At 71.0% G+C, this 15,392-nt stretch carries 15 protein-coding genes; 1 reads left to right on the forward strand and 14 read right to left on the reverse strand.

Translation table 11 applies throughout. The features are described 5' to 3' along the window. Position 1: 1 nt before the first annotated feature. Positions 2-979, reverse strand: a complete 978-nt coding sequence (locus ACWDZ7_RS16555; RefSeq protein ID WP_451518971.1) for an aspartate carbamoyltransferase catalytic subunit — start codon at positions 977-979, stop codon at positions 2-4. A 94-nt stretch (positions 980-1,073) separates the two neighbouring features. Then, positions 1,074-1,646 (reverse strand): bifunctional pyr operon transcriptional regulator/uracil phosphoribosyltransferase PyrR, encoded by a 573-nt coding sequence (gene pyrR, locus ACWDZ7_RS16560; protein WP_451797591.1) that lies wholly within the window; start codon positions 1,644-1,646, stop codon positions 1,074-1,076. 224 nt (positions 1,647-1,870) lie between these two features. Here pyrR and bldD point away from each other — a divergent pair, with 224 nt between their 5' ends. Beyond that, complete coding sequence (gene bldD, locus ACWDZ7_RS16565; RefSeq protein WP_055698930.1) at positions 1,871-2,371, forward strand: transcriptional regulator BldD; 501 nt, start codon at positions 1,871-1,873, stop codon at positions 2,369-2,371. Between the two features lie 148 nt (positions 2,372-2,519). On the opposite strand, the gene nusB is transcribed toward bldD, so the two are convergent. The 12 genes from nusB to ACWDZ7_RS16625 form a co-directional block, all read right to left on the reverse strand. Then, complete coding sequence (gene nusB / locus ACWDZ7_RS16570; RefSeq protein WP_451797593.1) at positions 2,520-2,954, reverse strand: transcription antitermination factor NusB; 435 nt, start codon at positions 2,952-2,954, stop codon at positions 2,520-2,522. Positions 2,955-2,956: 2 nt separating this feature from the next. Further along, entirely contained in the window at positions 2,957-3,523 is a 567-nt protein-coding gene (gene efp / locus ACWDZ7_RS16575) for an elongation factor P (protein ID WP_451519541.1), read from the reverse strand. 61 nt (positions 3,524-3,584) lie between these two features. Continuing rightward, positions 3,585-4,691, reverse strand: a complete 1,107-nt coding sequence (locus ACWDZ7_RS16580; protein WP_451797594.1) for an aminopeptidase P family protein — start codon at positions 4,689-4,691, stop codon at positions 3,585-3,587. A gap of 93 nt (positions 4,692-4,784) precedes the next feature. Then, positions 4,785-5,738, reverse strand: coding sequence for an AAA family ATPase (locus ACWDZ7_RS16585; protein ID WP_451797595.1), 954 nt, complete (start codon positions 5,736-5,738; stop codon positions 4,785-4,787). A gap of 434 nt (positions 5,739-6,172) precedes the next feature. After that, positions 6,173-7,270: a 3-dehydroquinate synthase gene (gene aroB / locus ACWDZ7_RS16590; protein WP_451797597.1), complete on the reverse strand. Its 1,098-nt coding sequence runs from the start codon at positions 7,268-7,270 to the stop codon at positions 6,173-6,175. Beyond that, positions 7,267-7,782 carry a shikimate kinase gene (locus ACWDZ7_RS16595; RefSeq protein ID WP_451797598.1) on the reverse strand — a complete coding sequence of 172 codons (516 nt, stop codon included), beginning with the start codon at positions 7,780-7,782 and terminating at the stop codon, positions 7,267-7,269. The genes aroB and ACWDZ7_RS16595 overlap by 4 nt, the downstream gene beginning before the upstream one ends. Next, the gene (gene aroC / locus ACWDZ7_RS16600) at positions 7,779-8,963 is read right to left on the reverse strand and encodes a chorismate synthase (protein ID WP_451519537.1); all 1,185 of its coding nucleotides are present in this window, start codon (positions 8,961-8,963) and stop codon (positions 7,779-7,781) included. The genes ACWDZ7_RS16595 and aroC overlap by 4 nt, the downstream gene beginning before the upstream one ends. A gap of 178 nt (positions 8,964-9,141) precedes the next feature. Further along, positions 9,142-9,972 carry a shikimate dehydrogenase gene (locus ACWDZ7_RS16605; RefSeq protein WP_451797599.1) on the reverse strand — a complete coding sequence of 277 codons (831 nt, stop codon included), beginning with the start codon at positions 9,970-9,972 and terminating at the stop codon, positions 9,142-9,144. Continuing rightward, positions 9,969-11,717, reverse strand: a complete 1,749-nt coding sequence (mltG, locus tag ACWDZ7_RS16610) for an endolytic transglycosylase MltG (protein WP_451797600.1) — start codon at positions 11,715-11,717, stop codon at positions 9,969-9,971. Before mltG ends, ACWDZ7_RS16605 begins: the two co-directional genes overlap by 4 nt. A gap of 124 nt (positions 11,718-11,841) precedes the next feature. Next, positions 11,842-12,306, reverse strand: coding sequence for a Holliday junction resolvase RuvX (gene ruvX / locus ACWDZ7_RS16615; protein ID WP_451797790.1), 465 nt, complete (start codon positions 12,304-12,306; stop codon positions 11,842-11,844). Between the two features lie 20 nt (positions 12,307-12,326). Beyond that, the gene (gene alaS / locus ACWDZ7_RS16620; RefSeq protein ID WP_451797602.1) at positions 12,327-14,996 is read right to left on the reverse strand and encodes an alanine--tRNA ligase; all 2,670 of its coding nucleotides are present in this window, start codon (positions 14,994-14,996) and stop codon (positions 12,327-12,329) included. Next, the gene (locus tag ACWDZ7_RS16625; protein ID WP_451797603.1) at positions 14,996-15,388 is read right to left on the reverse strand and encodes a DUF6167 family protein; all 393 of its coding nucleotides are present in this window, start codon (positions 15,386-15,388) and stop codon (positions 14,996-14,998) included. The genes alaS and ACWDZ7_RS16625 overlap by 1 nt, the downstream gene beginning before the upstream one ends. Positions 15,389-15,392: the final 4 nt, after the last annotated feature.

Below are 15,392 nucleotides of genomic sequence, written 5' to 3' on the forward strand. Positions count from 1 at the left end.
CTTACTTCTCCTCGGTACGGGTGTGGGTCACGGCGGGTTCGTTGCCGCCCAGAAGCAGATAGAGGACGGCCATGCGGATGGAGACTCCGTTGGCGACCTGCTCGACGACCGTGCAGCGGTCGGAGTCGGCGACCGCTGCGGTGATCTCCATGCCGCGGACCATCGGTCCGGGGTGCATCACGATGGCGTGCCCGGGCATCTTCGCCATGCGCTCGCCGTCCAGGCCGTAGCGCCGCGAGTACTCGCGCTCGGTGGGGAAGAACGCGGCGTTCATGCGCTCGCGCTGCACGCGCAGCATCATGACGGCGTCGGACTTCGGCAGCACGCTGTCCAGGTCGTACGAGATGTCGCACGGCCACCGCTCGACGCCGACCGGCACGAGCGTGGGCGGCGCGACCAGGGTGACCTCGGCGCCGAGCGTGTGCAGCAGGTCGACGTTGGAGCGGGCGACGCGGCTGTGCAGGACGTCGCCGACGATGGTGATGTGCTTGCCCGCCAGGTCCTGGCCGAGGCCCGCGTCGGGTCCGACGAGGCGGCGCCGCATGGTGAAGGCGTCGAGCAGGGCCTGCGTGGGGTGCTGGTGCGTGCCGTCACCGGCGTTGATGACGGCGGCGTCGATCCAGCCGGAGGTGGCCAGGCGGTAGGGCGCGCCGGAGGCGCCGTGCCGGATGACGACGGCGTCGACGCCCATCGCCTCCAGGGTCTGGGCGGTGTCCTTGAGGGACTCGCCCTTGGAGACCGACGACCCCTTGGCGGCGAAGTTGATGACGTCGGCGGAGAGGCGCTTCTCGGCGGCCTCGAAGGAGATCCGGGTCCGGGTCGAGTCCTCGAAGAAGAGGTTGACCACGGTACGGCCGCGCAGGGCGGGCAGTTTCTTGATCGGCCGGTCGGCGACCCGCGCCATTTCCTCGGCCGTGTCGAGGATGAGGACGGCGTCGTCGCGCGAGAGGTCGGCGGCCGAGATGAGGTGTCGCATCATCGGGGGTGTACTCCGGTGTGTGGAGGTCTGCGGGCACGCGGGCGCGCAGGGTGGTGCCCTGGAGCCCGTGAGGGGGGAAGCCGGTCCTACGGTCCTACGCGGAAGCGGGCTTGGCACCGAGCAGCACGGCGTCGCGGCCGTCCTCCTCGGTGAGCTGGACCTTGACCGTCTCCCGCAGCGACGTGGGGAGGTTCTTGCCGACGTAGTCGGCGCGGATGGGCAGTTCGCGGTGGCCGCGGTCGACGAGCACGGCGAGCTGCACCGCGCGCGGACGCCCGATGTCGTTCAGCGCGTCGAGGGCGGCCCGGATGGTGCGGCCGGAGAAGAGCACGTCGTCGACGAGGACGACCAGGCGGCCGTCGATGCCGTCACCGGGGATCTCGGTGCGGGCCAGCGCACGCGGCGGATGCATGCGCAGGTCGTCGCGGTACATGGTGATGTCGAGGGAGCCGACCGGGATCTTGCGGCCGGTGATCTCTTCGAGCTTCTCGGCGAGCCGGCGGCCGAGGAAGACGCCGCGGGTGGGAATGCCGAGGAGAACCACGTCGTCGGCGCCCTTGGCGCGCTCGACGATCTCGTGGGCGATGCGGGTCAACACCCGCGCGATGTCCGGCCCTTCGAGCACGGGGCGCGCGACAGCTGAATCTCTGGGGTCCTGCGTGTCCATATGAAACGGACCTCCTTCTCCGCCTCACGGGACGGACCTTAAAGGACGTCGAAATTGCGCCAGCCACAGTACCAGCATTGGTGCCCGAACACGTCATCGGCCTCCACCGAAGGGGCGGTACGGACCATTCGGCTTGACGCAGGCAAGTAACGCTGCGTAACCTCACAGTGAGTTACCAGCCACGCGGCGGAGCCGCATGATTGTCGCAGCGTCCGGGGAGCTATATGTCCAGCGAATACGCCAAGCAGCTCGGGGCCAAGCTCCGTGCGATCCGCACCCAGCAGGGCCTTTCCCTCCACGGCGTCGAGGAGAAGTCCCAGGGACGCTGGAAGGCGGTCGTAGTGGGGTCGTACGAGCGCGGCGACCGTGCCGTGACCGTACAGCGCCTCGCCGAGCTGGCGGACTTCTACGGCGTCCCCGTGCAGGAGCTTCTTCCTGGTACGGCTCCCGGTGGCGCCGCCGAGCCGCCGCCGAAGCTCGTCCTCGACCTGGAGCGCCTCGCCCATGTGCCGGCCGAGAAGGCGGGTCCGCTCCAGCGGTATGCCGCCACGATCCAGTCGCAGCGCGGTGACTACAACGGCAAGGTGCTCTCGATCCGCCAGGACGACCTGCGCACCCTCGCCGTCATCTACGACCAGTCCCCCTCGGTCCTGACCGAGCAGCTCATCAGCTGGGGCGTCCTGGACGCGGACGCGCGCCGCGCCGTCGCCCACGAAGAGGTCTGATCCCACCGCGGAACAGTCCAGCAGAAACGTGCCGCCGCCGGTGGCCGCAGCCGAAAGGCCGCGGCCACCGGCGGCGGTTTCTGCTTTGCACAACCGCCAGGGCCCGCAGCGGATTGCTGCGGGCCCTGTGGGTGACGTGGGAGACGCCTTACTCCTCGTCCCGGCGCAGGGACGGCTTCAGGTCCTTGAAGCGTCCGAGCAGGCCGTTGACGAAAGCCGGCGACTCGTCGGTGGAGAACTCCTTGGCGATCTGGACCGCCTCGTCGATGACCACCGCGTCGGGCGTCCCGTCGACCCAGACCAGTTCGTAGGCGCCGAGCCGCAGGATGTTCCGGTCGACGACCGGCATGCGGTCCAGGGTCCATCCGACGGCGTACTGCGAGATGAGTTCGTCGATGCGGCGCTCATGCTGCGCGTACCCCTCGACGAGCTCCATCGTGTACTCGCTCACCGGCGGCTGCCGGGTGTCGGACCGCGAGTGGCGCACCCAGTCGGCGAGGACCGTCAGGACGTCCGTTCCGCGCTGGTCCGCCTCGAAGAGGATCTGGAAGGCGCGCTTGCGGGCCGTATTACGAGCAGCCACGGTTAGCTGTTCACCCGGCCGAGGTAGTCGCTGGTGCGGGTGTCGACCTTGATCTTCTCGCCGGTGGTGATGAAGAGCGGCACCTGGATCTGGTGACCGGTCTCCAGCGTGGCGGGCTTGGTGCCACCGGTGGAGCGGTCGCCCTGGACGCCGGGCTCGGTCTCCTGGATGACGAGCTCGACGGCGGCGGGCAGCTCGACGAAGAGCACCGAGCCCTCGTGCTGCGCGACCGTGGCGGTGAAGCCCTCGATCAGGAAGTTGGCGGCGTCGCCGACGGCCTTGCGGTCGACGTGCAGCTGGTCGTACGTCTCCATGTCCATGAAGACGAAGTAGTCGCCGTCCATGTAGGAGAACTGCATGTCGCGCTTGTCAATCGTGGCCGTCTCGACCTTGACGCCGGCGTTGAACGTCTTGTCGACGACCTTGCCGGAGAGCACGTTCTTGAGCTTGGTGCGCACGAAGGCCGGGCCCTTGCCGGGCTTGACGTGCTGGAACTCGACGACGGACCAGAGCTGGCCGCCTTCGAGCTTGAGCACCAGGCCGTTCTTGAGGTCGTTCGTGGAAGCCACGGTTGCGGAATCTCCTGGACTGACGTGGACGACGCCGGGGCACGCGCCGCGGCTGGTGCCGCTAGAGCGCGAGCAGCTCCTTGGTCGTAATGGTGAGTAGCTCGGGTCCGCCGTCCGCCTCGGGGCGCACGACGAGCGTGTCATCGATCCGGACACCGCCCCGGCCGGGGAGGTGAACCCCCGGCTCGACGGTGACCGGCACGCAAGCGTCCAGTTTACCCATGGCCGAGGGCGCCAACTGCGGGTCCTCGTCGATTTCGAGCCCCACGCCGTGTCCAGTCAGTGGAGAGAGCCCGTCCGCATGGCCCGCGGAGTCCAGTACGTGGCGTGCCGCGCGGTCCACGTCGCGGCACGCGGCACCGGGTACGAGGGCCTCCCTGCCCGCCCGCTGAGCGGCGAAGACGAGGTCGTACAGCTCGATCTGCCAGTCCGCGGGGGAGGTCCCGATGACGAACGTACGCCCGATCTCGCAGCGGTATCCGCGGTAACTCGCCCCCAGGCACACGGAGAGGAAATCCCCCTCCTCCACCCGTCGGTCCGAGGGCCGATGACCGCCCTTGCCGGAATTCGGCCCGGTGCCGACCGAGGTCGGGAAGGCGGGCCCGTCCGCGCCGTGGTCCACGAGCCGCCGCTCCAGCTCCAGCGCGAGATGCCGCTCCGTCCGCCCGACCAGGATGGACTCCAGCAGCTCCCCCAGCGCCTGATCGGCGATCTCCGCGGCGATCCGCAGACAGGAGATCTCCTCCTCGTCCTTGACGTACCGCAGCTGCTCCACCGCCCCGCCGAGGTCCACCAGGCGCAGCCGCGGCGCCACCGAGCCGAGGGCCCGGTGCCGGGCGACCGTCAGATGGTGCTCCTCCACGGCCAGTGACTCGGCCCCCCGGGCGGTCGCGAGCCCGGCCCCGGCGACGGCCGGATCGGCGCCCGGCGCGGGCAGCAGCCGCATTCGCAGCGCCTCGTCGGGCCGCCCCTCGCCCGGCTGGTCACCGGGCGGGCGCCCGCACAGCAGGACGTCCTCGTCCTCGCCGACCAGCAGCACGGCGCCCTCCGGTGCGGCTCCGGCGAGATAGCGGACATTGGCGGGCCGGGAAATGAGCGCCGCCGCGCCCCCACCCGCGGCACACCGCTCCCTCACTCGCTCCCTGCGGACCGCGTAGACCTCTGACATGGGGCGAGCCTATGAGTGCCGCCGGCAACCGGCCCGGTCAGCGCGTCCGACCGGGCGGCGGCCTTCAGTACGAAGCCCGGGCGGGCCCCGTCGCTACCACTGCGGCGGGCTCGCGATGGCTCGGGCCAGGACGTCGTCCAGGATGCGGGCCGTGGCGGGGACGTCCAGCTGGGAGTTGTCGATGATGGGCAGGCCCGAGCCGTACCAGCCGGCCATGCGGCCGTGGATGCGGGCCACTTCCTCGTCCGTGAGGCGGCGGTTGCCGGTGCGCTCGGCGTTGCGCTCCAGGACGATCTCCAGGCCCGGGAGGAGAACCACCGGCAGCAGCCCGGGACCCACGTGGCGCTTCCAGCCGCCGAGGCCCACGACCGGGCGGTCGGGGAAGACCGCGTCGTCGAGGATGCAGGATATTCCGTTCGCCAGGAAGTTCCGCGCGGCGAAGCCGCAGGTGCGGCGGGCCAGGCGGTACTGCGCCTCCGAGTGGTCGTTCCAGCCCGACTGGGGGTCGGCGAACCCCGAGCGCACCCATTCGCGTACGTCGTCGAGGCTGATGTGGGCCGTCGGCACGCGTCGGTGCTCCGCCCAGAACTTGGCGACACTCGTCTTGCCCGCGCCCGCGGGGCCGATGAGCAGCACGGCGAGCGTCGTGGCGCCGGTGTCGGCCTGCGCCGTGTCCGGCGGGGGGCTCGGCATCGCGACGGGGCCACCGGGCGGCAGCTGGATATGCCCGGTGGTGTCCGGATGCGAAGGCACGGACCCGGGACCGTGCCCACCGAGCTGAAGAGTCGCGGGAGTCTGACCCTGGGCGTGCGGAGGCTGCCCGTGGGGTTGCTGTGAGCGAGACGGCTGAGCCGGGGAGCGCGGGGCCTGACCAGGGGCGTGCGGGGCGGGCGGGGCCTGACCAGGGGCGTGCGGGGCGCGTGGTGCCTGCCCAGGCGCGTGCGACGCGGGCGGCATCTGTCCAGGGGCATGCGGGGCTTGCGACGCCCCACCCGGGGGGTGCGGAGCATTGGGTGCCTGCCCAGGCGCGTGCGACGCGGGCGGCATCTGTCCAGGGGCGTGCGGGGCTTGCGACGCCTGGCCGGGGGCGTGCGATGCGGGCGGTGCCTGGCCTGGCGCGTGCGGGGTGCGGGGTGCCTGGCCCGGGGGTTGCGGCGCATGTGGGGCCGGGACGCACGCGGAGTCCGGTGCGGGGGGCTGCGGCGTGCCCGGCGGGACGGCGCTCGGTGGCGGGGTGGTTGGGTGATGTGCGGCCGGGGACCAGCCGGTGGCCGGTCCGTGCCCCGGCTGATGGGGCGGCGGCAGCGGAGACCCCACTGCGTGCTGCATCCGGTGCCACTCCGTCTCGTGCGACTGACGCTGGTCGGGCGGCGGCCGGGCCGCCCGTTACCGAACGGTACCGTCCCCGGCCGCCGTTGTGTGAACGGCCGGGGAGACCGCGAAGTGCCCGTGGCCGAACCAGAGGCCAGGAGCGGCCGTTACTACTGGCCCACTTCGCCGTACGCGGCGAGCAGCACCGCCGGGTCGGGCCCCTCCAGGACGGTCGGCTTGCCGAGGCCGTCCAGGACGATGAAGCGCAGCAGGTCACCGCGGGACTTCTTGTCGACCTTCATGGTCTCCAGGAGCTTGGGCCACTGGTCGTAGCGGTAGGTCAGCGGCAGCCCGACCGATTCGAGGACCGTACGGTGCCGGTCGGCCGTCGCGTCGTCCAACCGGCCCGCCACGCGGCCGAGCTCGGCGGCGAAGAGCATGCCGACGGAGACGGCCGCCCCGTGCCGCCACTTGTAGCGCTCGTTCTTCTCGATGGCGTGCGCGAGCGTGTGCCCGTAGTTGAGGATCTCCCGCAGGCCCGCCTCCTTGAGGTCTCCGGAGACGACCTCCGCCTTGACCCTGATGGAGCGTTCGATCAGCTCGGCGGTGTGCGGCCCCGCGGGGGTGCGAGCGGCCTGCGGGTCCGCCTCGATGAGCTCCAGGATCGCCGGGTCGGCGATGAAACCGGCCTTGATGACCTCCGCGAGCCCGGAGACATAGTCGTTGACGGGGAGCGAGTCCAGCGCCGCCAGGTCGCAGAGGACCCCGGCGGGCGGGTGGAAGGCGCCCACGAGGTTCTTGCCCTCGGCGGTGTTGATGCCGGTCTTGCCGCCGACCGCCGCGTCCACCATGCCGAGCACCGTGGTCGGCACGGCGATCCACCGCACCCCGCGCAGCCAGGTCGCGGCCACGAACCCGGCGAGGTCGGTGGAGGCTCCGCCGCCGACGCCGACGATGACGTCGCTGCGCGTGAAGCCGGACTGGCCAAGCGCCTTCCAGCAGTACGCCGCGACCTCCGCCGTCTTGGCCTCCTCGGCGTTGGGCACCTGGATGGCGACGGCCTCGTACCCCTGGTCGGCGAGGTCCTGGCGGAGCGCGTCACCGGTGTCGGCGAGCGCCTCGGGGTGGATCACGGCGACGCGCTTGGCCTGGTCGCCGATGAGGCCGGGCAGCTCGCCGAGGAGCCGCCGACCGACCAGGACCTCGTACGGATCCGTACCGGCGGTGCCGCCGACGTGGATACGGGTGGGGGTCTGCTCCGTCGTCATGCTTCCTTCAACTCCAGTGCGTCGAGGACCGCCTGGGCGACCTCTTCGGGGGTGCGGCCGTCGGTGGCGACGACCGCGCGGGCGACTTCGGCGTACAGAGGGCGGCGGGCGTCCATCAGCTCGCGCCACTGCTTGCGCGGGTTGACGGCGAGCAGCGGGCGCGCCTGGTTGAGGCCGGTGCGCTTGACGGCCTCCTCGACGTCCATCGAGAGGTAGACGACGGCGTGCGGGGCGAGCAGCGCGCGCGTCGACTCGTCGAGGATCGCGCCCCCGCCGAGCGCGAGGACGCCGCTGTGCTCCTCGACGGCGGCGCGCACGGCCTGCCGCTCCAGGTCACGGAAGTACGGCTCGCCCTCGTCGACGAAGATGTCCGAGATCTCGCGGCCCTGGGCGGCGACGATGTCGGCGTCGGTGTCCCGGAAGACGGTGCCGAGCCGGTCGGCGAGCAGCTCACCGACCGTCGTCTTGCCCACGCCCATCGGGCCGACGAGGACGATCTGCGGACCGGTCACCGGATCTGGAGGTTGTCGAGGTAGGACCGGACGTTGCGCCGGGTCTCGGGCACGCTGTCGCCGCCGAACTTCTCGGCGACCGCGTCGGCGAGGACGAGCGCGACCATGGCCTCGGCGACGATGCCGGCGGCCGGGACGGCGCACACGTCGGAGCGCTGGTGGTGCGCCTTGGTGGCCTCGCCGGTGGCCACGTCGATGGTGGCGAGGGCGCGCGGCACGGTCGCGATGGGCTTCATGGCGGCGCGTACGCGGAGCAGCTCACCGGTGGTCAGGCCGCCCTCGGTGCCGCCGGAGCGGCCGGAGGTGCGCCGGATGCCGTCGTCGGTGGCGACGATCTCGTCGTGCGCCTTGGAGCCCGGCACGCGCGCGAGGTCGAAGCCGTCGCCGACCTCGACGCCCTTGATGGCCTGGATGCCCATGAGCGCGGCGGCGAGCCGCGCGTCGAGCCGGCGGTCCCAGTGCACGTGCGAGCCGAGCCCGACCGGGACGCCGTACGCGAGCACCTCGACGACGCCGCCCAGGGTGTCGCCGTCCTTGTGGGCCTGGTCGATCTCGGCGACCATCGCCTTCGACGCGTCGGCGTCCAGGCAGCGCACGGGGTCGGCGTCGAGCTTCTCGACGTCGGCGGGGGTCGGGTAGACGCCGTAGGGCGCCTTCGCCGCCGCCAGCTCGGTGACGTGGCTGACGATCTCGATCCCGGCTGTCTCCTTGAGGTACGAGCGGGCGACCGCGCCGAGCGCGACGCGGGCCGCGGTCTCGCGGGCGGAGGCGCGCTCCAGGATCGGCCGGGCCTCGTCGAAGCCGTACTTCTGCATGCCCGCGAGGTCGGCGTGGCCGGGCCTCGGGCGGGTCAGCGGGGCGTTGCGGGCCAGGTCGGCGAGGATCTCGGGGTCGACCGGGTCGGCCGCCATGACCTGCTCCCACTTGGGCCACTCGGTGTTGCCGACCATGACCGCCACCGGCGAGCCCATGGTCAGGCCGTGCCGGACGCCGCCGAGGAAGGTGACCTCGTCGCGCTCGAACTTCATGCGCGCGCCGCGTCCATGGCCGAGCCGCCGCCGGGCCAGGTGGTCCGCCACCATGTCCGTGGTGATCGGCACGCCGGCGGGAAGTCCCTCCAGCGTGGCGACGAGTGCGGGTCCGTGGGACTCCCCCGCGGTCAGCCAGCGCAACCTGCTCAACGGTGCTCCTCATGCTCGCGCCTGGAACTGCTGTCTTCGACGGCGCGGCCGGGTGCGCGGCCCTGGCCCGCCATCCACCGATCCTCCCACGTCCCCGGGGCGGCCCAGGCCCCCGGTCCATCAGGCGGACGCCGTGCCCACGTCCCGGACACGGCATCGATGGGGGCGGGGGGCAGGGCTATCGCTCGGCGAGCGCGTGCTCCCCCGCCTTGCGCATCGCGTCCAGCGGCGCGGGGCCGCGGCCCGTCATCTGCTCGACCTGGAGCACCGCCTGGTGCACGAGCAGGTCGAGCCCGCTGACGACCGCCCCGCCGTACGCCGACCAGCGGGCCGCGAGCACGGTGGGCCACGGGTCGTACAGCACGTCGAAGAGGGTCGCCGGACGCTCGGGCACCAGGGACGAGAGGGTGTCCGTCGCGCCGGCCGGGGTCGTGGCGATCACCAGCGGGGCGGTCAGCGCCTCGCGGGCGTCCTCCCAGTCCTCGGTCCTGACCTCCACGTCGAGCCGCTCGCCCCACTGCCGCATCTCGGCGGCGCGCGTGTCACTCCGTACGTACGCGACGACCTCGCCCGTGCAGATCCGCGCGAGGGCGGCGAGCGCCGACGAGGCGGTGGCGCCCGCGCCGAGGATCGCGGCGGAGTCGACCTGCTCGATGCCGCGTTCGCGCAGGGCTGCGACCATGCCCGGGACGTCGGTGTTGTCACCGACCTTCCGGCCGTCGTCGGTGAACACCACCGTGTTCACGGCCTCGACGGACGCGGCGGTCCCGCTGATCTCGTCGAGCAGCGGAATGACCGCCCGCTTCAACGGCATCGTCAGCGAGAGCCCCGCCCATTCCGGGCCGAGTCCCCCGACGAATCCGGGCAGCGCCGCCTCGTCGATCTCGAAACGGTCGTACGTCCAGTCGGTCAGCCCCAGCTCCTCATAAGCGGCGCGGTGCAGCACCGGAGAGAGGGAGTGGGCGATCGGGGAGCCGAGGACTGCGGCTCGACGCTGGTGCGCGCTCATTGCCCCTTCAGGTATTTCTCGCGGTTTCGGTTCTGCTCTTCGTTGGTCTCGGCGAAGAGGGTCTTGTCCTCGCTGACCGAGACGAAGTAGTACCAATCCCCCTCGGCCGGGTGGAGCGCGGAATTGAGCGCCACCTCGCCGGGGTTGCTGATCGGCCCGGGGGGCAGGCCCTTGATCTTGTAGGTGTTGTACGGGTCCTTGATCTTGCGCAGCGCGTCGACCGAGCCGGTGCCGAGCTTGGACTCGCCCTTGAGGTAGTTCACCGTGGAGTCGAAGTCCAACAGGCCGTATGTTTCGGTGTTGTTGGGCTTCAGACGGTTGTAGACGACCGTCGCGACCTTCTCGAAGTCGTGCTTGTGCTTGCCCTCCGCCTGGACCAGGCTCGCCACCGTGAGGACTTCCAGCGGGTCCTTCAGATTCAGCTCGGCGGCCTTCGACTTGAGGTCGAGTTTCTCGTACTTCTCATTGGCCTGGGCGACCATCTTGCGCAGCACGTCCGCGGGCTTCTGGCCCTTGGCGACGGGATAGCTGGCGGGGAAGAGGAACCCTTCCAGCGGGTCCTTGATGTCCTTGTTGGTATTGGCCCAGGCAGGAAGACCAAGGGTCCGCCATTCCTTCTTGGCGACCTTTTCCGTGGTGCCGTTCGCCAATTCCAGGCGGTCGTCGATCTGTCCGTAGACCCACTTGTTCCGGCGCCCCTCGGGAATGATGAGGTTGCTGCGGCTCGCGGGGCTGAGCATCAGCTTCACGGCGCTGGCCGCGGACATCCTCTTCTTGAGCGTGTAGACGCCCGCCTGAATGGACTGCCCCTGGGGGTGTTTGCCCTGGGCGGAGACGAAGGCGTCGACGCTCTTGACGACCCCGACCTCCTTCAGCTTCGCGCCGATCTCGTAGCCACCGGCGTCCTTGGGGATGTCGACGGTGACCCTTCCAGAACCGCCGCCCGCGTAGTCCGGAGCCGTGCCGAAACGCTCCTGGTAGAACTGGTAGCCGAAGTAGCCGACGCCGCCGAGGCCGCCCGCGAAGACCAGCGTGACGACCAGGCAGGCGCAGCCGTTGCGGCGCTTCTTCGGCTTCTTGCCGCCGCGGCTCCCGCGCCGGTCACCGCGGCCACCACGGCGGCCGGGCTCGTCGTCGTCATCGTCGTCGCCCGCGAAGAAGGCGTGCTCGCCCTGGTCGGGCCCCGGGTCCCAGTCGGTCTCGGACTCCTGCTCCGACCCGGGCTCCGCGGGGGCCCGGCGGCGGCCCGGCGGCTCCGGCGGCGCGTAGGCGTCGGGCGTGGCGTAATAGTCGGGGCTCTCCTGGCCGTAGCCGGGCTGCCGGCCGCCGTAGGGGTCCATCGGGTCGCCGCTGTACGGGGCCTGCCCCTGCTGCCCGGTGTCCCAGCCACCGTTGTGGGGGTCCTGGCCGGGGCCGCCGTTGTACTGCTGGGCGGGGTCACCCTCGTACCCCTGAGCCTGCCCCTGACCGGGTCCGCCGTTGTAGTCCTGCGCGGGGCCGCCCTCGTACTGCTGCTGCCCGGTGCTCCAGTCACCGCCGTACTGCCCACCGCCGTACTGCGACGACTGGTGCGGCTGCTCGTGCTGCTGCTGATGCTGGTGCGGCTGCTGCGGGTGGTACTGCCCCTGGCCGCCGTAGGGGGACTGGCCGCCCGCGGGCTGCTGTCCTCCCCATCCGCCGTCCCCGTACAACGGGTCCTCCGGATGCCACGGTTCGGAGCCTGGGCCCCGGCCATACTCAGTCATCGATCCCCTACATGCCGCGAGGCGGGGCCGCCGTCTGGATGGCCGGGCAACCGTTCCGCCTCTTGATGCTGTGCGGCAGCTGTTCGAACACCGCCGCATCGCGCGGAACGTTACCGTATCGCGATCAGATGACCACTTCGACGCCCTCGCCCGGAGCTTTACCTGACGCCCGTTCGGACTCCAGTGCCTGCTGGAGGATGATCACAGCGGCCGCCTGATCGATGACGGACCTGCCCTTTTTGGACTTCACACCGGAGGCGCGCAGGCCCTGACTGGCCGTCACTGTGGTCATCCTCTCGTCCACGAGCCTCAGCGGGACGGGGGCGACCATGCGGGCGAACTCCTGTGTGAACGCCCGGATCTTCGCGGCCGCCGGGCCCTCGCGCCCGTTGAGGGAGCGAGGGAGGCCGACGACGATCTCGATCGGTTCGTACTCCTCGACGAGCTGCTTCAACCGGCGGTGGGCGGCCGGGACATCGCGCCCCGGCACCGTCTCCACCGGTGTGGCGAGGATCCCGTCGGGGTCGCACGAGGCGACCCCGATCCGGGCGTCACCGACATCGATGGCCAGACGCCGCCCCCTGCGCATGCCCTGGACAGGCTCGGTCATCAGGCCGTCTCGGTGACGAGGCGCTCGACGGCGGCGATGGCGTCGCCGATGGCGGCCGCGTTCTGACCGCCGCCCTGGGCGACGTCCGGCTTGCCGCCGCCGCCACCACCGAGGGTCTTGGCGGCCGTACGGACCAGGTCGCCGGCCTTGAGGCCACGCTCACGCGCGGCCTCGTTGGTGGCGATGACCGTCAGCGGCTTGCCGTTGGCGGTGGTGAAGAGCGCGACGACCGCCGGGCGGTCACCGGGAATGCGGCCGCGTACGTCGAGGACGAGCCTGCGCAGGTCGTCGGCGCCCGTGCCGTCCGGCACCTGACCGGTGACGAGGGCGACACCGCGTACGTCCTTGGCGGACTCCACGAGACCGGCGGCGGCCGCGAGGACCTTCTCCGCGCGGAACTTCTCGATCTCCTTCTCGGCGTCCTTCAGCTTGGCGAGCATGCCGGAGATCTTCTCGGGCAGCTCCTCGGAGCGGCCCTTGACCAGCTCCTGGAGCTGGGCGACGACCGTGTGCTCCTTGGCGAGGAAGTTGTACGCGTCGACGCCGACCAGGGCCTCGATGCGGCGCACGCCGGAGCCGATGGAGGACTCGCCGAGCAGCTTCACCAGGCCGAGCTGGGCGGTGTTGTGGACGTGCGTACCGCCGCACAGCTCCTTGGAGAAGTCGCCGATGGTGACGACGCGCACGCGCTCGCCGTACTTCTCGCCGAACTCGGCGATGGCGCCCTGCTTCTTGGCGTCGTCGATCGACATGACCTCGGCCTGCACGTCCAGCTCGCGGGCGAGGACCTCGTTGATCTTCTGCTCGACGTCCGTCATCACGGCCGTGGGCACGGCGGACGGCGAACCGAAGTCGAAGCGGAAGCGGCCGGGCTGGTTCTCCGAACCGGCCTGGGCGGCCGTGGGGCCGAGCGCGTCGCGCAGCGCCTGGTGGGTCAGGTGCGTGGCGGAGTGGGCGCGGGCGATGGCCCGGCGGCGGTGCGAGTCGATCGAGGCCCACACCGGGGCGCCGACCGTGATCTCGCCGACCTGGACGACGCCCTTGTGGACGTGCACGCCGGGGACCGGCTTCTGCACGTCGCGGATCTCGACGATGGCGCCGCTGTCCAGGCGGATACGGCCGGTGTCGCCGATCTGGCCGCCGCCCTCGGCGTAGAACGGGGTGCGGTCCAGGACGATCTCGACGTCGTCGCCCTCGGTGGCGGCGGGCGAGGAGACGCCGTTGACCAGGAGGCCGACGATCACGGCCTCGTTCTCGGTGTGGGAGTAGCCCGTGAAGTCGGTGGCGCCGGCGGCGTCGGCGATCTCGCGGTAGGCGTGCAGGTCGGCGTGGCCGGTCTTCTTGGCCTTGGCGTCGGCCTTGGCGCGGTCGCGCTGCTCCTTCATCAGGCGGCGGAAGCCGTCCTCGTCCACGGAGAGGCCCTGCTCGGCGGCCATCTCCAGGGTGAGGTCGATCGGGAAGCCCCACGTGTCGTGCAGCAGGAACGCCTTGTCGCCGGAGAGGACCTGGCCGCCGGCGGCCTTGGTCTCGGTGACGGCGGTGTCGAGGATGTTCGTGCCGCCCTTGAGGGCCTTGAGGAAGGCGGCCTCCTCGGCGAGGGCGACGGTCTCGACGCGCTTGCGGTCGGTGATCAGTTCGGGGTACTGGAGGCCCATCGTGTCGATCACGACGTCGACGAGGTCCTTGATGACCGAGCCCGTGGCGCCGAGCAGGCGCATGTTACGGATGGCGCGGCGCATGATGCGGCGCAGGACGTACCCGCGGCCCTCGTTGCCGGGCGTGACACCGTCGCCGATGAGCATGGCGGACGTACGGACGTGGTCGGCGATCACGCGCAGGGAGACGTCCGAGCCGTGGTCGGCGCCGTAGCGCACACCGGTCAGCTCGGTGGCCTTGTCCATGACGACGCGCAGGGTGTCGGTCTCGTACATGTTCTGTACGTCCTGCAGGATCATCGCGAGGCGCTCAAGGCCGAGGCCCGTGTCGATGTTCTTCGACGGGAGCTCACCGAGGATCGGGAAGTCCTCCTTGCCGTCGCCCGCGCCACGCTCGTACTGCATGAAGACCAGGTTCCAGATCTCCACGTACCGCTCGTCGTTGACGGCCGGGCCGCCCTCGACGCCGAACTCGGGGCCGCGGTCGTAGTTGATCTCGGAGCAGGGGCCGCAGGGGCCCGGGACGCCCATGGACCAGAAGTTGTCCTTCTTGCCGAGCCGCTGGATGCGCTCGGCCGGGACGCCGACCTTCTCGCGCCAGATCTGCTCGGCCTCGTCGTCGTCGAGGTAGACCGTGATCCACAGGCGCTCGGGGTCGAGGCCGAAGCCGCCGTCGGCCACGGAGCCGGTGAGCAGCTCCCAGGCCAGCTGGATGGCGCCTTCCTTGAAGTAGTCCCCGAAGGAGAAGTTGCCGCACATCTGGAAGAACGTGCCGTGGCGGGTGGTCTTGCCGACCTCTTCGATGTCGGGCGTACGCACGCACTTCTGCACGCTGGTGACGCGCGGGGCGGGCGGCTTGACCTCACCGAGGAAGTAGGGCTTGAAGGGCACCATGCCCGCGGGGACGAGGAGCAGAGTCGGGTCGTCCGCGATGAGCGACGCCGAAGGGACGACGGGGTGCCCGCGCTCCTCGAAGAAGCTCAGCCAGCGGCGGCGGATTTCAGCCGACTCCATCAGTGGTCCTCATTCCGGTTGTACGAGTACGCCGTGTTCTCGACGTACTTCGTCTTCTTGTCGGTGCTGTTGGTGCTGTTCGTGCTGTCGCTCTTGTCGAGCTTGGCGGGGCTGCGGTTCTGGATGACCGCGAAGCGGCGCGCGGGAGGCAGTGCGGCGTCGGGGTGGTCGTTCAGGCCGAGGGCCTCGCCCAGTTCGGCCTCGCGCTGGGCCATGCCGTCGCGGACGTCGAGCGCGAAGTCCTTCAGCTTGTGGCCCGCCTCGATCGCCTTGTTCGCCGCCTGCGCGGCCAGGCTCTCGGGCGTGAGCTTCTTGAGCTTGCGGTTGACCTTGGTGGTGGCCCATACGCCGGCGGCTGCGCCCGCGGTGAACCAGAACGTACGGCGGAACATCGCT

Source organism: Streptomyces sp. NPDC003032 (assembly GCF_053591415.1).